The sequence below is a fragment of the Butyricicoccus pullicaecorum DSM 23266 genome, from assembly GCF_900167005.1.
GTDB classification, from domain to species: domain Bacteria; phylum Bacillota; class Clostridia; order Oscillospirales; family Butyricicoccaceae; genus Butyricicoccus; species Butyricicoccus pullicaecorum.
This window is the reverse complement of the sequence record NZ_FUXW01000002.1, coordinates 525,225-543,788: the sequence shown is the minus strand read 5'-3', so window position 1 is coordinate 543,788 and position 18,564 is coordinate 525,225. Positions and strand designations below refer to the sequence as shown.

The 18,564-nt window shown below is 55.2% G+C and carries 20 protein-coding genes and 1 pseudogene; 9 read left to right on the top strand and 12 right to left on the bottom strand.

Annotation, left to right across the window (positions count from 1 at the left end):
- The coding region (gene acrA, locus B5D52_RS06815; protein WP_078689148.1) for an acryloyl-CoA reductase electron transfer subunit beta at positions 1–1,000 on the top strand (1,000 nt) is incomplete at its 5' end.
- Between the two features lie 487 nt (positions 1,001–1,487).
- Here the strand turns inward: acrA and B5D52_RS06810 are convergent.
- On the bottom strand, positions 1,488–2,249 hold the full coding sequence (locus B5D52_RS06810) for a 4Fe-4S binding protein (RefSeq protein ID WP_016146869.1): 762 nt from the start codon (positions 2,247–2,249) through the stop codon (positions 1,488–1,490).
- A gap of 423 nt (positions 2,250–2,672) precedes the next feature.
- Between B5D52_RS06810 and B5D52_RS06805 the strand changes: the two genes are divergently transcribed.
- The 3 genes from B5D52_RS06805 to zwf are packed head-to-tail and all read left to right on the top strand — an operon-like array spanning position 2,673 to position 6,505.
- On the top strand, positions 2,673–3,632 hold the full coding sequence (locus B5D52_RS06805) for a lactonase family protein (RefSeq protein WP_016146868.1): 960 nt from the start codon (positions 2,673–2,675) through the stop codon (positions 3,630–3,632).
- A gap of 58 nt (positions 3,633–3,690) precedes the next feature.
- Positions 3,691–5,106 (top strand): NADP-dependent phosphogluconate dehydrogenase, encoded by a 1,416-nt coding sequence (gndA, locus tag B5D52_RS06800; protein WP_016146867.1) that lies wholly within the window; start codon positions 3,691–3,693, stop codon positions 5,104–5,106.
- Positions 5,096–6,505, top strand: coding sequence for a glucose-6-phosphate dehydrogenase (gene zwf, locus B5D52_RS06795; RefSeq protein WP_016146866.1), 1,410 nt, complete (start codon positions 5,096–5,098; stop codon positions 6,503–6,505). Before gndA ends, zwf begins: the two co-directional genes overlap by 11 nt.
- Positions 6,506–6,554: 49 nt before the next feature.
- Here zwf and B5D52_RS06790 read toward each other — a convergent pair whose 3' ends face one another.
- Positions 6,555–6,953: a NifB/NifX family molybdenum-iron cluster-binding protein gene (locus B5D52_RS06790; protein WP_016146865.1), complete on the bottom strand. Its 399-nt coding sequence runs from the start codon at positions 6,951–6,953 to the stop codon at positions 6,555–6,557.
- A gap of 145 nt (positions 6,954–7,098) precedes the next feature.
- On the opposite strand from B5D52_RS06790, the gene B5D52_RS16685 reads away from it, so the two are divergent.
- Together B5D52_RS16685 and B5D52_RS06785 are read left to right on the top strand one after the other, a co-directional pair.
- Positions 7,099–7,224, top strand: a complete 126-nt coding sequence (locus tag B5D52_RS16685) for a hypothetical protein (protein WP_016146864.1) — start codon at positions 7,099–7,101, stop codon at positions 7,222–7,224.
- Positions 7,217–8,668, top strand: a complete 1,452-nt coding sequence (locus tag B5D52_RS06785) for a recombinase family protein (RefSeq protein ID WP_016146863.1) — start codon at positions 7,217–7,219, stop codon at positions 8,666–8,668. Before B5D52_RS16685 ends, B5D52_RS06785 begins: the two co-directional genes overlap by 8 nt.
- Positions 8,669–8,690: 22 nt before the next feature.
- Here B5D52_RS06785 and B5D52_RS06780 read toward each other — a convergent pair.
- The 3 genes and pseudogenes from B5D52_RS06780 to B5D52_RS15895 form a co-directional block, all read right to left on the bottom strand.
- Positions 8,691–9,098: pseudogene (locus tag B5D52_RS06780) on the bottom strand (manganese catalase family protein); the annotation flags it as partial.
- Positions 9,099–9,100: 2 nt separating this feature from the next.
- Positions 9,101–9,355: a spore coat protein CotJB gene (locus B5D52_RS06775; RefSeq protein ID WP_016146861.1), complete on the bottom strand. Its 255-nt coding sequence runs from the start codon at positions 9,353–9,355 to the stop codon at positions 9,101–9,103.
- A 4-nt stretch (positions 9,356–9,359) separates the two neighbouring features.
- Positions 9,360–9,737 (bottom strand): spore coat associated protein CotJA, encoded by a 378-nt coding sequence (locus B5D52_RS15895; protein ID WP_016146860.1) that lies wholly within the window; start codon positions 9,735–9,737, stop codon positions 9,360–9,362.
- A gap of 166 nt (positions 9,738–9,903) precedes the next feature.
- Here B5D52_RS15895 and B5D52_RS06765 point away from each other — a divergent pair, with 166 nt between their 5' ends.
- The gene (locus tag B5D52_RS06765) at positions 9,904–10,191 is read left to right on the top strand and encodes a sporulation transcriptional regulator SpoIIID (protein WP_016146859.1); all 288 of its coding nucleotides are present in this window, start codon (positions 9,904–9,906) and stop codon (positions 10,189–10,191) included.
- Here the strand turns inward: B5D52_RS06765 and B5D52_RS06760 are convergent.
- On the bottom strand, positions 10,174–10,422 hold the full coding sequence (locus B5D52_RS06760; protein ID WP_016146858.1) for an AbrB/MazE/SpoVT family DNA-binding domain-containing protein: 249 nt from the start codon (positions 10,420–10,422) through the stop codon (positions 10,174–10,176). The two genes, B5D52_RS06765 and B5D52_RS06760, sit on opposite strands and share 18 nt — an antisense overlap.
- Positions 10,423–10,474: 52 nt before the next feature.
- Here B5D52_RS06760 and B5D52_RS06755 point away from each other — a divergent pair, with 52 nt between their 5' ends.
- Together B5D52_RS06755 and B5D52_RS06750 are read left to right on the top strand one after the other, a co-directional pair.
- Positions 10,475–11,071 carry a hypothetical protein gene (locus B5D52_RS06755; RefSeq protein ID WP_016146857.1) on the top strand — a complete coding sequence of 199 codons (597 nt, stop codon included), beginning with the start codon at positions 10,475–10,477 and terminating at the stop codon, positions 11,069–11,071.
- A gap of 104 nt (positions 11,072–11,175) precedes the next feature.
- Entirely contained in the window at positions 11,176–11,694 is a 519-nt protein-coding gene (locus B5D52_RS06750) for a nucleoside recognition domain-containing protein (protein WP_016146856.1), read from the top strand.
- 90 nt (positions 11,695–11,784) lie between these two features.
- Here the strand turns inward: B5D52_RS06750 and B5D52_RS06745 are convergent, their stop codons facing one another.
- The 6 genes from B5D52_RS06745 to B5D52_RS06720 all read right to left on the bottom strand — a co-directional run bounded on the left by B5D52_RS06745 (position 11,785) and on the right by B5D52_RS06720 (position 18,471).
- Complete coding sequence (locus tag B5D52_RS06745; protein ID WP_016146855.1) at positions 11,785–12,678, bottom strand: 3-hydroxyacyl-CoA dehydrogenase family protein; 894 nt, start codon at positions 12,676–12,678, stop codon at positions 11,785–11,787.
- A gap of 70 nt (positions 12,679–12,748) precedes the next feature.
- Positions 12,749–13,564 (bottom strand): enoyl-CoA hydratase-related protein, encoded by an 816-nt coding sequence (locus B5D52_RS06740; RefSeq protein WP_016146854.1) that lies wholly within the window; start codon positions 13,562–13,564, stop codon positions 12,749–12,751.
- 85 nt (positions 13,565–13,649) lie between these two features.
- On the bottom strand, positions 13,650–14,837 hold the full coding sequence (locus B5D52_RS06735; RefSeq protein WP_016146853.1) for an acetyl-CoA C-acetyltransferase: 1,188 nt from the start codon (positions 14,835–14,837) through the stop codon (positions 13,650–13,652).
- A 234-nt stretch (positions 14,838–15,071) separates the two neighbouring features.
- The gene (locus B5D52_RS06730) at positions 15,072–16,628 is read right to left on the bottom strand and encodes an acyl CoA:acetate/3-ketoacid CoA transferase (RefSeq protein ID WP_016146852.1); all 1,557 of its coding nucleotides are present in this window, start codon (positions 16,626–16,628) and stop codon (positions 15,072–15,074) included.
- A 28-nt stretch (positions 16,629–16,656) separates the two neighbouring features.
- Positions 16,657–16,920, bottom strand: coding sequence for a hypothetical protein (locus B5D52_RS06725; RefSeq protein WP_016146851.1), 264 nt, complete (start codon positions 16,918–16,920; stop codon positions 16,657–16,659).
- 105 nt (positions 16,921–17,025) lie between these two features.
- A complete protein-coding gene (locus tag B5D52_RS06720) occupies positions 17,026–18,471 on the bottom strand; it encodes a 4-hydroxyphenylacetate 3-hydroxylase family protein (protein ID WP_016146850.1) in 1,446 nt (481 codons plus the stop codon).
- Positions 18,472–18,564: the final 93 nt, after the last annotated feature.

Genomic DNA, 18,564 nt, shown 5'->3' with positions numbered 1-18,564 from the left:
ACGCAAGCTGGCTGACGACATGGGCGTAGAGGTTTGCGGCCTGCTGCTGGGCGACAAGGTCGAGGGCATGGCTAAGGAGCTGGGCGCATACGGTGCTGACAAGGTATACGTTTGCGACGATCCGGCACTGGCAACCTACACCACCGACGCGTACGCAAAGGTTATCTGCGACGTCGTCATGGAGAAGAAGCCTGAGATCATGCTGATCGCAGCAACCAACATTGGCCGCGATCTGGGCCCGCGCTGCGCAGCTCGTCTGCACACTGGTCTGACCGCAGACTGCACCCATCTGGATGTAGATGTAGAGAAGTACATCGCATTCCTGAAGGAGAACTCCACTCTGCCTGAGGCACAGTACGCTTCCATCAACAAGGAAGACCGCAACCTGAAGATGACCCGTCCGGCATTCGGCGGTCACCTGATGGCAACCATCATCTGCCCCCGTTTCCGTCCCCAGATGGCAACCGTTCGTCCGGGCGTACTGAAGAAGGGCGAGTACAACGAGGAGAAGGCAAACGCAGTTGTTGTTGAGAAGCTGCCGGTAGCGATCTCTGAGGCTGACATCAAGACCCGTGTTCTGGAAGTTGTCAAGGAGGCTAAGGAGCTGGTTGACCTGACCGGCGCTGAGGTAGTCGTATCCGTTGGCCGTGGTATTTCCAAGGACGTTGAGAAGGGCATCGAGCTGGCTAAGGAGCTGGCAGCAGAGTTCGGCGGCGTACTGGGCGGTTCCCGTGCAGCAATCGACTCCGGCTGGCTGACCGCTGACCATCAGGTTGGTCAGACTGGTAAGACCGTACATCCGAAGCTGTACATTGCTCTGGGTATCTCGGGCGCAATCCAGCACAAGGCTGGTATGCAGGATTCCGAGTGCATCGTAGCGGTTAACAAGAACGATACCGCTCCGATCTTTGACGTAGCTGATTACGGCATCTGCGGCGACCTGTTCAAGGTAGTTCCGCTGATGATCGAGGCAATCCGCGCTGCAAAGGCTGGCAAGTAAGATTGAATCGAAAATCCCCGAGGAGAAATCCCCGGGGATTTTTTTTGTAAAGGTAAGCACCGCACCCCTAATTGAAGTTTTCGGTCAAGCCTTTTTCAAAAGGCTTGCGGAGTCTTGAGGCAGAGCCTCAAGTCGCCCGTCGGCCCGTAGGTCACTATCCTTATTTCCGCGCTGTGCGCGGATAAAATGAGTGCAACGGGCGAAATCCTCTCTTGATTTTCGCTTTGCGAAAATCAACAAAAAGAGAAAATAAAAGCGCGACCCGCAGGTCGCGCAATACTTCGCGCACAAAGTGCGCTCATGGGAAAGACCGTCCGAAGGGACGGTCTTTCCTTTTGTGTTTGTTTTAATTGAAACCCGGGCCGGACACCGGGTTTCAAAAGGGGGATTTCGGACTCTGCGGAGTCCGACTCAGGGCTCTGCCCTGAGAACCCGCAGCCTTTGAAAAGGCTGGCGAAACTTTCAGTGATTGGTGCGGTGCTGAAGTTTACAAAAACAGCTCATTTTCCTTTCGACCCTCGCACACAGCCGACAGCTTCTGCGTCAAACCTGCCAGCATTGCAGGATTCAACGTACGAGTATGCTGCGGGCAAACCTTCACGCAGCGCATACAGGAAATGCAATGTTCCTGCGTCTCATAAGGCTTATCGCTGGTAATCGCACCAACCGGGCAAGATGCAACACAAGCACCGCACTTGGTACAAACCTCAGCATTACCCTGCGGATGCATAGGAGAGGGCGTGTAAGGACGATACGGACGATTTCCGGGGAAGGTAGGAACGGAATCATCATGATTTGCCAGTTTATCCGCAATCTTTCTTCCAAAGTCAGCCAAAACAGCTGCATCCTGCGCATCCGGGCGACCAGCTGCAAACTGTCGTGCAATGGAGTGTTCCGCCAGTGCACCGACATCGGCAATACAGTGAAATCCCTGTTCGGTCAGTACATCCTGCAGCTCTACCAGGGTGTCTTCAAACGCACGGTTGCCATATACCGCAACCAGTACAGCACGGGCACCATTGCCCTGCATCTGGCGCAGACGTTCGACTGCGGTTGCAGGAACACGGCCAGCGAAGGAAGGAACTGCCACGATACACAAATCATCGCTTGTCAGTGTTGTTTTGGAAAAATCGGTATGCATTGCGCACAGATCGATGGTTTCTGCGATGGGCTGGAAGGGTTCTGCAAGCAGTTCTGCCGCACGCTGTGTACCGCCAGTGGGGCTGAACACGATCAATTTACACGTCATTTATATCTCTCCTTGTAACAGCACAGTTGTATGTGTATACCATTATACGCCTGTCTGCGTGCGGATGCAATGTATAAGTAGATAAGAAAAGTTACATAATAATCAATATACATAAAAACATGATAAAATCTATTACTCTTAACTAAGAATTGTTTCCATGTATTCTGTAAGCCACGGAGCAAAAACCACTGCGTAGATTGAAAAAAGAGACAATGTCACACATTGAAAAATTTAGAGAAAAAGTATAAGATGAGTGCAAATAAAAGGTAGGAAATCGGTGCAAATTGACAAATTACTGTATTGCAGTCAAGCGACAGATCGTTAAATTTATATTTATTTGGTATATTTTCAAATTTCTGCGCGATTGTGCTTGATTTTCAAGTTTTATCTCGGTATAATGACCTTACAAGGGAGGATGATAGGATGCATGGATATATAGGTACTTATACGACAGGACGCAGCCAGGGTATTTACCGGTTTACATTCGATCCGGATACCGGTGCTTTGTCCGAGCCGATTCTGTTCGCCGCTGTGCGCAATCCGAAGTGTGTGGCACGCAAGGGCAGCATATTGGCTTCTGCAATCGAACTGGAAGGCCGCGCAGGTGTAGCGCTTTGGGACGCAAGACACCCGTGTACGCCGCCGTTTTCGATGTGCTGTCCGGAAAAGCAGACACCGTGTCACCTTCGTTTTTCGGGTTCCAGCCTGTTGGCAGCCAATTACCACGAAGGATTGTTCACGGTCTATCGTACCGATAGCCATAATCTGTCCTGCGCGACGCAGATTGCCTGTGGGGAAAAGGCAGGCTGTCACCAGTCGCTCGGACGACGTGGCTTTATCCTGGTACCCTGCTTGGAACAGGATCAGGTGCGTATTTTTGACCGTAAGTTCTCGCCGCGTGGCGTCATTCTGTTCCCAGCGGGCAGTGGACCGCGACACGGTATTTTCCATCCCAAGGATCGCACTCTGTGGATGGTAACCGAGCGCAGTCATGAGCTGTATCACTTTAATTATGCGGATACACGCTATCAGCTGCTCCAGCAGGTCAGCATTCTGCCCAAGGATCACCCGGAATACGCTGCGTCCACAACGGCAGCCATCCGACTGTCGCCGGACGGTCGATTCCTGTATACATCGACGCGCGGCGCTGATATTATGAGCGTGTTTGCACTCGATGCAGATGGCGCACACTTAATTCAGCAGGTGCCCTGCGGCGGTAAGCATCCGCGTGACTTCATTTTGTCTGATGACGGCCGGTATGTGTTGGTGCTGTGCCGTGATTCGGACGATCTGTTCAGTTTCCCGCGGGATGCAGAGACCGGTAAGCTTGGCGAGATTGTTTCACATATCCATGTACCGGAGGGCAGCAGTATCTGCCTGTAAACAAAAAGGGATCGGGGGAGCGTATTATAAAATTTAACGATCCAGGAGGACTTTTCTTATGTCAATTCTGTGTGATATCGGCGTAATAGGCCTGTCGGTTATGGGCCGCGGCCTTGCACGTAATATTGCCGATCACGGCTTTCAGGTAGCCGGTTTTAACCGCAACCCCGACGTAACGCGTGCCGTTATGGAGGAAGAACCCAATGCAAACCTGCATCCGGTCTTTTCGCTGACCGAGCTGATGGCGTCGCTCAAGAAGCCGCGCCGTGTGCTGCTGATGATTAAGGCAGGCGATCCGGTTGATCAGATGCTCGACCAGCTCATTCCGCTTATGGAGTCGGGTGATATGGTACTGGACGGCGGCAACTCGTTCTTTGCCGATACCCGCCGCCGTGCCGAGCGTCTGTCCGCACACGGCCTGCACTATTTCGGTGTGGGCGTATCGGGCGGTGAGACCGGTGCACGCTTTGGCCCCGCGATCATGCCGGGCGGCAATCGCGAGGGCTATGCGCAGATTGCTCCCATTCTGGAGGCAATCGCGGCGAAGACCGAGGACGGCGCACCGTGCTGTGCCTATATGGGCCCGGATGGTGCAGGACATTTTGTCAAGATGGTGCATAATGGCATTGAATATGCCGATATGCAGCTGATTGCCGAGAGCTATCTGGTGCTCAAGACGGTCGGCGGCTTTGAAAACCATGAAATTGCAGACCTGTTCGCCCAGTGGAATACCGGCGAGCTGCGCAGTTACCTGATCGGCATTACTGCTGACGTGCTGCGCGAAGCCGATGACCTTGCCGAGGGCGATCTGGTCGATCATATCGAGGACGCAGCTGGACAGAAGGGCACCGGCCGCTGGACAAGCATTGAAGCACTGCATCAGGGCATTGACTTGTCTATGATTACGGGCGCGGTCGGTGCGCGTATCCTGTCGGGCGACCCGGTGCGTACCCAGGCCGATCTGGGAACCCCGGTCGTGCAGCTGGCGCAGGATCGTGCAGCCTTTGCCGAGACCGTCCGCGAGGGTCTGTATATTGGCAAGCTGATTGCCTACGCACAGGGCTTTGCTATGCTGCGTGACGCGTCGGCGCGCTACGAATGGTCTCTTGACCTGGGCAGCATCGCATCGGTCTTCCGTGCGGGCTGCATCATTCAGGCAGCGCTGCTCGGTGACATTATGGCAGCGTTTGCACGCAATCCCGACCTCAGCAACCTGCTGCTTGACGATGCCTTTGCCGCACGCGTGCGTAAGGGTCATCCATCGCTACGCCGCACGGCTGCACAGGGCATCTGCAACGGCGTACCCATGCCGGTTATGACCAGCGCGGTTTCCTATCTGGACGGCCTGCGCGGTGCACCGGTCGGTGCGAACCTGATTCAGGCACAGCGTGATTGCTTCGGTGCACACACCTATCGCAGAACCGACCGTGAAGGCGTGTTCCACCACGAATGGGGGCAGAGCCATGAACGGTAAGCGTCCTGCAATCACGATTTTTGGCGGCACGGGCGACCTGACCTTCCGCAAATTGCTGCCCGCACTGTATAATCGCATGCTGTCCGGCTCTGCACCGGACGGTCAGGATATCATCATCATTGGCCGCCGCGCCTATACCGATGCTGAGTACCGGGAAAAGGCACGCGAGTGGGTCAAGAAGTTTGCACGCCTGCCCTATCGCGAGAAGACCTTTGAAACCTTTGCCCAATCCATTCGCTATTATCGCATGGACTTCACCAATCTGGAAGCCTATCCGGCGCTGGATACCTTCTTAGATGAACAGGGCATTGAAACCTGTGTCTTTTACTTTGCGGTTGCGCCGCGCTTTTTCGCGACCATTGCCGAGGGCTTGTTCCAGATCGGCCATGCGCAGGGCAGTCAGGTCATTCTGGAAAAGCCGTTCGGTGAAAATTTGGACGATGCAAGAGCGCTTAACGCACGTTTAGAAGCGGCGTTCGGTGCGGAAAATATCTATCGCATCGACCATTATCTGGGCAAGGAAATGGTGCGCAACGTGCAGACCATCCGCTTCACCAATCCGATTTTTGCCGATGCCTGGGACGCAAAACACATCGCGTGCATCCAAATTTCGGCACTTGAGGACGTGGGCGTCGAGACCCGCGGCGGATATTATGACCACAGCGGTGCATTGCGCGATATGGTGCAGAATCACTTGTTCCAGATCCTGTCCATTCTGGCAATGGAGCGTCCCGCGGCGTTTACACCCGAGGCCATGCACGAAGAGCAGCTGCGCGTGCTGCGTGCGCTGCGTCCGCTGACCGAAGAGAACATTGCCGATCAGGTCGTACTGGGACAGTACGACGGCTATCGCGAAGAGACGAACGTCGCACCTGACTCCAAGACTGAGACCTACGCGGCACTCAAGGTATTTGTCGATAACGACCGCTGGCGCGATATGCCGTTTTACATCCGTACCGGCAAGAAGCTGGGCAGACGGGAGATGGAGGTCGCGGTGGTCTTCAAGTCGCCGTCCCCGGATATTGCACCGACCGTACTGTTGGTCAAGTTCCAGCCGACCGAGGGCGTGTATTTGCAGTTTAACATCAAGCGACCGGGCGATTTCGAGGATATCATGCCGGTCAAGATGGATTTCTGCCAGAGCTGCTCGATTGCCAACCGAATCAACACCCCGGAGGCATACGAGCGCCTGTTGTCCGCCTGTTTCCACGGAGAACGCTCATGGTTTTCCCAGTGGGATCAGATCGAGACCAGCTGGAAGTACGTCGATCGTCTGGAAGAACTCTGGGGAGACCGCACCCCGGCAGCCTACGCACCGGATACCGCAGGACCGCGCGAGGCCGATGCCCTGCTTGAACAGGACGGTCACCATTGGTTCCGCGAACCCGAAGTACAGTAAAAAAGATAAGACCCGCTCCGAAAAGGGAGCGGGTCTTTTTGCATTTGTTTTAGTTGCCGCCGCAGCCGTGCTTATCCTCGCCGCAGGCGTGGCTGCCGCACGAGTGACCTTCACCGTGGTCGTGATGATGGTTGCAGACGGTGTCCGGGTTGTAGTTCAGCGTACCGTTCTGGAGCGCAGCAATAGCGGCCTCAACGTCGCCAGTCACACCGGGATACAGGGTGATGCCAGCCTGTGCCAGTGCAACACGCGCACCACCGCCGATACCGCCGCAGATCAGTGCGTCGACACCATGGGCCTGCAGGAAGCCGGCCAGTGCGCCGTGGCCTTCACCCATCGGATCGATGAGCTCACGGGAGCCGGTTTCGGTGTCTGCCAGACAGAACAGCTTGCAATGACCAAAATGCTGGAAAACTTGACCGTTTTCGTATGTAACTGCAATTTTCATGATAAAATATGCCTCCTAGGCTAATGTTCTAATCATAGGATACCTCTTTTTGAGCAGAAAGTCAAATGGAAAAGGGTCAGATGGTGTAAACCGAACATATCCCGTGCTGAAGGCATCATAACATGGACGCAGGAGGGATGCACAAATGGCAAGAACCTGTGAAATTGCAGTTACACAGAAATTTTTATCGGAAGATGGACCCGATCTTGCAAAGCTGACCGAACTGCTGACCTTGTGCGAACGAGAGCGGAGGAGGGAAGAACGTGCGTGAACGCGTCGCGATCTATTGCAGATTGTCCGAGGAAGACCGGGAAAAGGATGGGCCGGACAGTCAGAGCATTCAGAATCAACGGGAAATGCTGCGGCAGTATGCCGCCGACCGAAATTGGGAGGTCGTGGCCGAGTGGATCGACGATGACTGGGCGGGTGCCGATCGCAACCGACCGGGGTTTCGGCAGCTGCTGTACGAGGCCGAACGCGGCGCGTATGATATCGTGCTGTGTAAGACCCAGTCACGCTTTACCCGTGAGATCGAGCTGGTCGAGCGCTATCTGCACGATCGCTTTCCGCGATGGGGCGTGCGCTTTGTCAGCGTGGTCGACCATGCTGACACCGCTGTGCGGCACAATAAAAAAGCTCGCCAGATCAACGGACTGATTAACGAGTGGTACTTAGAAGACCTGTCCGAGAACATCCGCGCTGTACTGACTAGCCGCAGAAAGCGCGGTCTGCATATCGGCTCAACGGCCTTGTACGGTTATCGGAAAGACCCGGATGTGCGCGGACATTTGCTGCCCGATCCGCTGACCGCACCGGTTGTGCAGGAAATTTTCACACAGTACGCGGCAGGACATAGCCAAAAAGCCATCGCAAGCATGCTCACTGCACGAGGCGAACCCAGCCCGGCAGCACGAAAAGGACGCGGGGAACACCCTTGGAGCGCTTCGACAGTCGGCACAATGCTGCGCAACGAAATGTATCGCGGCGTGCTGGTGCAGGGCAGATACGGCAGTCAGTCATATAAGACGCGGAAAAATATTTCACGTCCACCGTCGCTCTGGTATAAGGTGCCGGATACCCATGCGCCTCTGATTTCGCAGACTCTATGGGACGTGGTACAGGAGCGATTACATCATACCAGTCATACGATTGGTAAAAATCCACCCAGTCCGTTTGCTGGTCGGGTGTTTTGCCACACCTGTGGCGCACTTCTGTGCGCAACCACCACACGGGGCAAACGATATCTGCAATGTTCCACCCGGCATGCCGCAAAAGCGGCCTGTACGGGTGCTTTTCTATCCGAAGAGGCACTAAAAAATGCAGTCTTGCAGCAGATCAATACCCTTATAAACACATACAACGTGCAAATTGACCTGCATTCAGCTGAGCAGGCAGACCAGACCAATCTTGATGAGCTGCGCGCACGTATGCAGGAGCAGTACCGAAGAAGTCTGCGCCTGTTGTATCTGGATCGCGCCGCCGGACGCATTTCGGAGAGCGAAGCCCAGACGCTGACCGAGCAGCTCAAACGAGATCTTGCACGCTTGCGTGCGCCGCAGACCGAGTCGGAAGGGCCTGCACAGACCAAACACACCTGCCGACCACTGCGTACATTAACCAGCTATACCATGCAGCTGCTCATCCAGCGAATCGAGGTCGGACGACGCGCACCGGGCAGCAGAACGGTGCCGGTATGCATTCATTGGCGGTTTTGAGTTGTACGTCAGATCATGCACCATCTGCTGCAAGGTCTTCAAACAGATCGGTGATCGCGTCACCCTTAGACTGCAGTGCAGCCGCACTAAACGGATTGCCAGCCGCGGACTGCGGGTAGATGCCGGTTGTGTGGTCAACGAAATAGGCGTCAAAGCCGCCTTCCTTGATCTGTTCCGGGGTGAGATTACGGGTCAACTGGTAAACAATGGCCGCAATCATCTCCTGGTGCGCCATTTCCTCCGTAGCGATATCCGTAAGGACAGCCTTGCCAATGGCATAAGGCATGGTATATCGCTGATTCATATAACGCGTAGTCGCGCCCATTTCACCATCCGGGCCGCCCAGCTGAGTGATGATGAGCTTTGCCATTGCCGGATTGGGGGTCTTGATCTTGACGGGATACTGTAATTTTTTCTCGTAAGTCCACATAGTTATTGATCCGCTCCTTCCCAGGGCCAGGGGTCGCTGACCCAAGACCACATATTGTCATACTTGCCGTTTTTGTATTGCAGCGGGCCATATTTCTGGGTGTAGGCATCAACAGCGGCCTGATAGAGTGCCTGCTGGGTTTTGAAATAGGCGAGTGCATCGGCGTTCTGGGGATAAGCGTCCAGGTATTCTGCGGCTTCAAGTAGGGCAAAATCGTGCATCTGGACGGTGCGCAGCATGTTTTGGCGTTCGGTCATCGGATCAGCCCCCCCATCTGAGAGACGGCGAATCGAAGACGGGGCGTTCGCCGAGGAAGGGTTTGTCGAGACCGGGGAAGATGGTGCCGCGGGAGAGGGCGACATCGGTCGCATAGGGCGTTTCCCAAGACTGGTAGGGGACGAAGCCCATTGCGAGCGCAAGAAGTCTGGGGTCGATTGCATCGACTGGCAGGGTACCATTCTGCCCATTCTCGTCCTGGTCATCGTCTGGCGGTGTCGGGGAGATCGGCGGGGTGAGATCGGGGGTAGAAGGTTCATTGTTTCCGTTGCCTCCATTCTGGTTGCCGTTGTCCTCATCGGTGGGAGGCGTTTTGCAGCCATCCCCGGCATCACGGCAGGGTGCAAGGGGGTCATAGAACATAGTCATCGCTCCAATACTGTGGATTTGAGGCGTGGCCTCAAGTCAGCCTATGACCGAGAGATAAATCAGGTGACCGCACTATGTAAATCCAGAGAAAAAAGCAGTCCTAAAAGCAGGACGAAGCGCATAAGCTGGAAGCACAAGATTGAATGCGGAGGGGACGGACATGAAAGGCTTGCCGGAAGAACGGGCGATACGACTGGGACAGTACATCGTAGAGGAAGGAGCGACCGTGCGGCAGGCGGCGAAGAAGTTTGGTGTCAGCAAGTCGACGGTACATAAGGATATTACGGCGCGTCTGCGTCAGCTCAACGGCGTGTTATATACCGAAGTACAGGAGGTTTTGGGGAAAAATAAGCGGGAACGGCACATTCGCGGCGGAATGGCGACCAAAGAAAAATACCGCGCAGCCCAAGAGGGTACGCGGCAGAAAGAGTCAGAGACAGCGCAGTGAGCGGATGCAGTCGGGACAGACATACTTTCCACGGAAGGTGGTAAGTTGTCCGACTGCGCCGCAGAACGCGCAGGCAGAGGTATGTTTTTTGAGAATGATATGATCCCCTTGCACTTGAATTTCGACAGGATCCTGTACACTGAGTTCGAGTGCACGGCGCATCTCGGCGGGCAGAACGATACGCCCGAGATCATCGATTTTGCGGACGATGCCGCTAGATTTCTGATTCATGTTGTAACTCTCCTCTGAAAAACGGGGCTGGGATAGTAAGGAGGCGGTCGAAGTGCTGTCAAAGATCTGGACAGCGTTTTTATGCATTGCCTGGATTGGAGCAATGGCATCGGGACGGATGGCGGAGGTCTCACAGGCGGCGGCACAGGGAGCCGGACAGGCGATCAAGCTGCTGATTGAGATGATCGGCCTGATGATGTTCTGGTCTGGATTTATGTCTGTGGTATCCGCATCCGGGTTGGGTTCTGGAATCGCACATATCTTGCGGCCAATCTTGCGGCCGCTGTTTGGGCGAGCCGGGAACGATCGGGAGAGTATGGAGCTGGTTGGCGCGAGTATCACGGCGAATGTGCTGGGATTGTCCAACGCCGCGACACCGTTGGGGCTGCGTGCGGCCGATCGGCTGTATGAGACTGCGGGACGGCGCGGCAGTCCCGACCGCGTGCTGACGCTCATCATTCTCAACACGACATCCATACAGCTGATTCCGACGACGGTGGCCGCGCTCCGTGCCGGGATGGGTGCGCAGGCGCCATTTGACATTATGCCGGCTGTTTGGGGTGCATCCATACTCTCGGTAGCGGCAGCGCTGTTTGCGGCGCGCTGCCTGCGGCCATTGTTTCCGGATTGTCCAAGGCAGGACAGATGACCGGTCTTCCAACGGTATTATCGCATAAAAGGGTGGAAAAGTTCTGTCGAACGCGGTCGAGAGGGTAAGATTTTTCGCGAGACACCGGGAGGAAAGGAGAAAAAATGGCAGAATGGCTGGTGCCTGCGCTGCTGGCATGCGTGACAATGTATGCACAGATACGGGGCGTAGACGTATTTTCAAATTTTCTGGAGGGCGCGAAAAAGGGAGCTAAGACCGCGGCTGCGATTGCACCGACTATGGTTGGACTGCTGACTGCGGTCTATATGCTGCGCGCGTCGGGAGCGATTGATTGGCTTGGCGCGATGATGCGTCCGATTTTCTCGTGCCTGGGCATTCCTGAGGCGTGTGCACCGCTGGTGCTGTTAAAACCGATCAGCGGCGGCGGTGGACTGGCACTCGGAGCCGATATCATGCAGCGCGCAGGCGCGGATAGTTATGCCGGACGTGTGGCAGCGGTCATGTTGGGGGCATCGGAAGCCAGTATTTACACCATCAGCCTGTACGCGGGCAGTTTGGGACTCAAGAGCACGCGATACGCAGTACCCGCGGCACTCATCGGAGATTTGACCGCCTTTGTGTCGTCTGCCTTTTTTGTACGTCTGTTCTTTGGCACAAATTAAGCGAAAAAAATCCCCTGGTGATTACACCAGGGGATTTTCTATGTTTCAAACTGCACAGTCAGCACAGTTTGAAATGGAGAGTTTTTTGGTTTAGCGAACGGTCAGATCGCCGCCGGGAACTTCCTTGCCGAAGGGGCCGTCGTAGGTGAAGAAGCCCTTACCGGTCTTCTGGCCCAGCCAGCCAGCGCGAACCATCTTGCGGAGCAGCGGATGGGGACGATACTTCGGGTCACCGGTCTCGCGGTACAGGGTCTCCATGATTGCCAGGTTAACGTCGTGGCCAACCAAGTCAGCAGTATGGAGCGGGCCGGACTTCATGCCAGCGCCGTTCTGCATAGCGATATCGATGTCGGACGGGGAAGCCAGACCGTCAGCGTAGATACCGATTGCCTCGTTCATCATCGGGATGAGGATACGGTTTACAACGAAGCCAGGGCCTTCGTGTACAGCAACCGGAATTTTGTCAAGCGAGGTCATCAGATCGTAAGCGAACTTGAAGGACTCGTCGGAGGTCTGCATAGCGCGGGTAACCTCAACGAGCTTCATGATCTGAGCCGGGTTGAAGAAGTGGCAGCCAATGAACTTATCGGAGCGATGCGGGATGGAAGCAGCCATCTCGGTGATCGACAGAGCCGAAGTGTTGGAAGCGAAGATGGTGTGCTCGGGGCAGATCTTGTCCAGATCGCGCAGCAGATCCTTCTTGAGCTCCATGTTTTCCAGGATAACTTCGATAACGAAGTCAGCATCGCTGGCAACATTGCGGTCGGTAGAAGTCTTCAGGTGGTTGCCCAGCAGATCAGCAACGCGCTCTGCGGTCATCTTTTCCTTGCGAACCAGGAAATTCAGGTCGCCCTCAATGCGCTTTACGCCGCCAGCAAGGAACTCGTCCTTGATGTCGACCAGAGTTACTTCGTGATCATGGGTCAGGAAAACTTCTGCGATGCGCGCACCCATATTGCCGGCGCCGAATACACAAACTTTCATGTTACTCTCTCTCCTCTAACAATTAGCGCAAAATGCGCAAGTAATAGCCGCCGGAGCGGCCCCGGAACGCTTACTTATTCTTGAACTCCTTAGCGGGCTTGTCGCGGTTCTTGTCCAGGAACCAAGCCATGCCGTACTTCTGATCCTCGGTTGCGAAGCACTCGCCGAAGCAGTTGCCTTCGAGCTTCAGAGCAGAGTTGAGGTCGGTCTGCATGCCAACGTTGACAGCTTCCTTAACCAGCGAAACAGCGATCGGAGCCTGTGCTGCGATTTCTTCAGCCAGCTTCATAGCCTCGTCCATCAGCTGATCGAGCGGATAAACGTAGTTGACCAGGCCCATAGCCAGAGCGTCCTGTGCGGTGTAGTTGCCGCGAGCGGTGTAGAGCAGTTCCTTCGCCTTGCCCATGCCGATCAGGCGAGCCAGACGCTGGGTGCCGCCGCAGCCCGGGGTGATGCCCAGACCAACTTCGGGCTGACCGAACAGAGCGTTGTCGGAAGCCAGACGGATGTCACAGGACATAGCCAGCTCGCAGCCGCCGCCCAGGCAGAAGCCGTTGATTGCAGCGATAACCGGGCGCTTGAAGTTCTCGATCTTCCAGCAAACGCGGTTGGAGTCGTTACCGAATGCCTTGCCTTCAGCAACGGTCATGGTAGACATCTGAGCGATGTCAGCGCCAGCAACGAAGGAGTTAACCGTCTTGCCCTTCTTGTTAACGGTAGAGGAACCGGTGAGGATGACACAGTAAACGTCGTCCATCTTGCCGACTTCGTCAAAAGCCTCTTCGAGCTGTGCGTACATATCGGTAGACAGCGCGTTCATGGCCTTCATGTGCTCGATCTTAACGATGGCAACATGACCCTTTTTCTCAACTACTACATCAGTCATGATAAAAAATCTCCTTTGAGGTCAGTTTTGGTAGGGGGGACGGCGGAAAGCCGTCCCGACTGCCACAATTGGGAAGTTAATTATTTTACTTGCACAGCTCATCGCGCTCAACGATGAGAGCCTCGCCCATACCGCCGCCAATGCACATGGTAGCCAGACCGAGGGTTGCGTCACGCTTGATCATCTCATAGATCAGGGTGGTGGTGATACGGCAGCCAGCAGCACCGATCGGGTGACCCAGAGCGATCGCGCCGCCGTTTACGTTAACCTTATCCATGTCGAAGCCGAGCTCACGGTTAACAGCAGCAGCCTGAGCAGCGAAAGCCTCGTTGGACTCGACGAGGTCGAGGTCAGCAACGGTCAGGCCAGCACGCTTGAGAGCCTGACGGCTGGACTCGATCGGGCCGATACCCATGATGGAGGGATCGCAGCCAACAGAACCGAAGGAGCGGATCTTTGCCAGAGGCTTGAGGCCGTGTGCACGGACGTAGTCCTCAGAAGCGATGATCATAGCAGCACCAGCGTCGTTGATGCCGGAAGCGTTACCAGCGGTAACGGTGCCGTCCTTCTTGAATGCGGGACGCAGCTTAGCCAGACCCTCGAGAGTGGTGCCCGGACGGCAGTGCTCGTCGGTATCGAAAATAATGGTTTCCTTCTTCTTCTTGACCTCAATCGGGACGATTTCGTCCTTGAAGCGACCGGAGGAGATAGCCTTAGCAGCCTTCATCTGAGACTCGTAGCCGATCTGGTCCTGCATCTCACGGGTGATGCCGTACTGTTCAGCAACGTTCTCAGCGGTGATACCCATGTGATACTGATTGAACACGTCAAATACGCCGTCGTAAACCATCATGTCTACCAGCTTGACATCGTTCATGCGAGCGCCCCAACGCATATTGCGGGAGATGTAGGGAGCACCAGACATCGACTCACAACCGCCGACCAGCATCAGCTGATTCTCGCCGGAACGGATGATCTGAGAGCCGAGGGAGATGGCACGCATGGAGGAAGCGCAGACCTTGTTGAGGGTCATAGCGGGGGTGGTCAGAGGCAGACCAGCACCGACCATAACCTGACGGGCTACGTTCTGGCCGACACCGCCCTGAAGAACCTGGCCGAAAACGACCTCATCAATGGCTTCCTTGTCAACGCCAGCGCGCTCGATTGCAGCCTTCGCTGCAGCAGTGCCCAGCACAGAGGAATGCACGTCACGCAGGGTGCCGCCGTAAGTACCAATAGCAGTACGGGCTGCAGAACAAATGTACACGTTCATTGGAAACTCTCCTTTTTGTTTCGAGCAAGGTAACGGCAGGTAATTGCCGCTGCCAGGATGGATTAGAGGGGGCGGGCGAGCCGCCCTTCACTTCGTTATAATTTTATCAAACTTTTCAGTAAAATGGAAGAGAAAAAATAAGATTTCTCAAAATTTTTTCGTGCGAAACGCCAAATTTTCACCAGCAAAAACCAAATAAAGGTCTTGACATGATAAAAATTTAACAATTTGCTGTTAGTCGTTTGCGAGGCCCATCTTTTCCTCACGGAAAATGCGGGCATCCATCAGCTTCACTTCGTCAGCAATCTTGGGAACAAAATCCATCTGATCGAGAACCTGGGTCTGCATGTCGATGCCGGGAGCGATCTCGATGAGGGTAACGCCCTCGGGGCGCAGTTCAAAGACAGCGCGCTCGGTGATGTACAGAACAGGCTGATGTACTTCATTTGCGTAATCGCCGGAGAAGGTGATGTGCTCAACCTGCTTGACGAACTTCTTCTTTGCACCTTCCTGGGTGATGACCAGCTTGCCGTCCTTGCACTCGGTCTTGAGACCCTTTGCGGTGAAGGTACCGCAGTAAACGACCTTCTTTGCATTCTGGGTGATGTCGATGAATCCGCCAGCACCAGCCAGACGGGTACCGAACTTGGAAACGTTCAGGTCACCGTTGGGAGCGGTCTCAGCCAGACCGAGGAAAGCGACATCCAGGCCGCCGCCCTGATAGAAGTCGAACTGTACGTTGTGGGGGATGATGCACATAGCGTTTGCAGCTGCGCCGAACTGGGTGCCGCCGTAGGGAACGCCTGCGATGGAACCAGCCTCAACGGTCAGGGTCATCTTGTCCGAGATACCTTCCTCAGCAGCAACGTTTGCGATCTTCTCAGGAGCGCCGGTGCCCAGGTTAACGATTGCATCGGGCGGAAGCTCCATAGCAGCACGACGAGCAATGATCTTCTTCGCGTCCATCGGGATGGGCGGGATTGCATCAACCGGGATGCGGAACTCGCCGGTCAGTGCGCCGTCGTACGGCATGCCCAGGCACTGCATGTTCTCTTCCTCGGTGCCGATAACAACCGAGTCAACATAGATGCCGGGGATAGCAACCAGCTTGGGATCGAGCGAACCGCCCTGAACGATCTTCTCGACCTGAACGATAACGCGGCCGCCGGAGTTCTTGCAGGCCTGTGCCATCGCGGTAACGTCGAGGGGGCCGATCTCACGATGCACGGTGCAGTTACCGTACTCATCGCAGTAGGAAGCGCGCAGGAAAACGACGTTGATCGGGAAGCCCTTGTACAGCAGGCGCTCCTGACCTTCGATGTTTACGATCTTAACCAGATCTTCCTTGGTGCACTCGTTGAGCTTACCGCCGCCGTTGCGGGGATCAGCGAAGGTCTTCAGACCAACATGGGTGATGGTGCCGATGTTGTGAGCGGCGATATCACGGTACATGTGAGAGATAACGCCCTGGGGCAGGTTGTAAGCCTCGATCTTGTTTGCCAGCGCCAGCTCGCCCAGACGGGGAGCACGATCCCAGTGACCGCCGATAACGCGCTTAACCATACCTTCGTGACCGTAGTGGTCGCCGCCGGTACCGTCGCGGTGGCCCTGACCAGCAGCAAAGAACAGGGTCAGATCCTTCGGATGACCGGTTTCCAGGAAACGCTTTTCGAGCGCCTTGGACAGGGTCTCAGGGCAAGCACAGCTTACGAAACCACCGGTAGCAATCGTGTCGCCGTCCTGTACGAGCAGGGCAGCCTCATCGGGAGACAGAATCCTTACTTTCTTCATGAAGTATCATCCTCAATAAAATATTTCTTTATAGGTTCCGGATTTTTTCAATGACTTCCGGGATGTCATCTTGTTTGACGCAAAGAATGCGTTCGTTTGCGTCGATCTCCTCGTAGAGATAGGGGCAGCCGGTGCAGCCGCGGATAATGAGCAGCGCATCATAGGACTCACCCTCGGCGGGCAGAGAGATCTGCGCGCGGTCGGCAACGGCTTCCCGGATTTTTTGATAAGCGGCACCGCGGTCGTAACCGGGATTGCAGCCGCCACAGAACTTGACAGCGACTTTACGCATCGGGAGAACCTCCAGCGAGCCGGAACGGGGAGAACCGGCGAAAAACAATTTGATAAGGAGAAAGGCACTCGGTGCAGAGTGCCTTTCTGAAAGAAAACGGATCTCTTAGTCGATACGAGCGATCTTCTTGGCAAGCTCCTTCTTCATCTCCATATTGCACTGACGGGAGATCATGATGCGCTGAGCCTGCGGCGAACCAGCGCCGTGCATGGACTCGGGCAGGTAGCCGACAGCAGCGGTACCCATGGTCATGTTCTCGATCAGTCGGAGGACACGCATACGATCCTCGGTGGAAACCGAAGCGACGCCCTTGAAGTACTTGTCGATGTAAGCGTGCAGTTCGGGGTGACGGAAGTCAGCCTCGGACGGCAGGGTAACCATCGCGCCGCCAGCCAGGTCCTGAGCCAGACGAGCGATGTCGTAGGGGAAGCGGGTAACGTTCTGCTTGCAGACGTTCGCCAGCAGCAGGTCGATCAGGTAGTTACCGGACTTGGTCTTGGAGCCCTGAGAAGAGCAAGCGATACCGCAGCAGTACAGGGTCTCGTTGAGGTGAACCATCTCGATGAGCTTGTCCTTGACGTGGGAAGCCTTTGCGCAGCCAGCCATGTCAACCGACAGAGCGGTAGCACCGATCAGAACGTCGCCTACGCCGACCTTGCAGCCGCCGTAAGACTGACGGTGATAACCAGCGAAGCGCTCAACGATCATGCCAGCGAACTTAACCTCACCGTTGAGGAAGATGCGATCGTTCGGAACGAAAACGTGATCAAAGATGACCAGAACTTCGTGACCGCCGTAAACCTTGTTGCCGACGTCGATATCGTTGTACTCTTCGAGCTTACGGGTATCGCAGGACTGACGGCCGTAGATCAGGGTGATGCCCTCGGAGTCGGTGGGGATTGCAAAGGAGATTGCGTAATCCTCGTCGCCCTCGCGCATTGCGATGGTGGGCATAACCAGAACTTCGTGAGAGTTTACGAAGCCAGTCTGATGAGCCTTTGCACCGGTGACGTAAACGCCCTCGGGGGTACGCTCAACGACATGAAGGAACAGATCGGGATCAGCCTGCTTGGAGGGAGCCAGACCGCGGTCACCCTTAACGTCGGTCATAGCGCCGTCAACAGCGAGGTCCTCGTCCTGAACGCGGGTCAGGAACTTAACGAAGTTCTCGTGGTACTTGGTGCCGCAAGCCTCGTCGATCTCGTAGGTAGAGGAGAAGACAGCGTTCATGGCATCCATACCAACGCAGCGCTGGAAGCAAGCAGCGGTCTTCTGACCGAGCAGACGCTGCATCTTAACCTTCTTGATGAGGTCGTCGGTGGACTGATGCATGTGGGTGAAGCGGTTGATCTTCTTGCCGGTGATGTGAGAAGTAGCGGTCATCAGGTCCTCGTACTGGGGATCCTCAGCCAGCTCGTAGGTAGCAGCGAAGGAGTTGAGCGAGGGACGGATTACCGGGTCATCGACCGGGTTTTCGATCTTCTTGCCGAACATCCAGAGGTTGAGGTTCAGCTTGCGCAGGGATTCAATGTACTGGTCCTTGGTCATCATAACAGAAACAGTATCCTTTCTTTCAAATAATTCGGAATCGGAATCAGCAGAGAATCCGGTCTTGTAAAAGACCGGAGCCACTGCATAGATGGA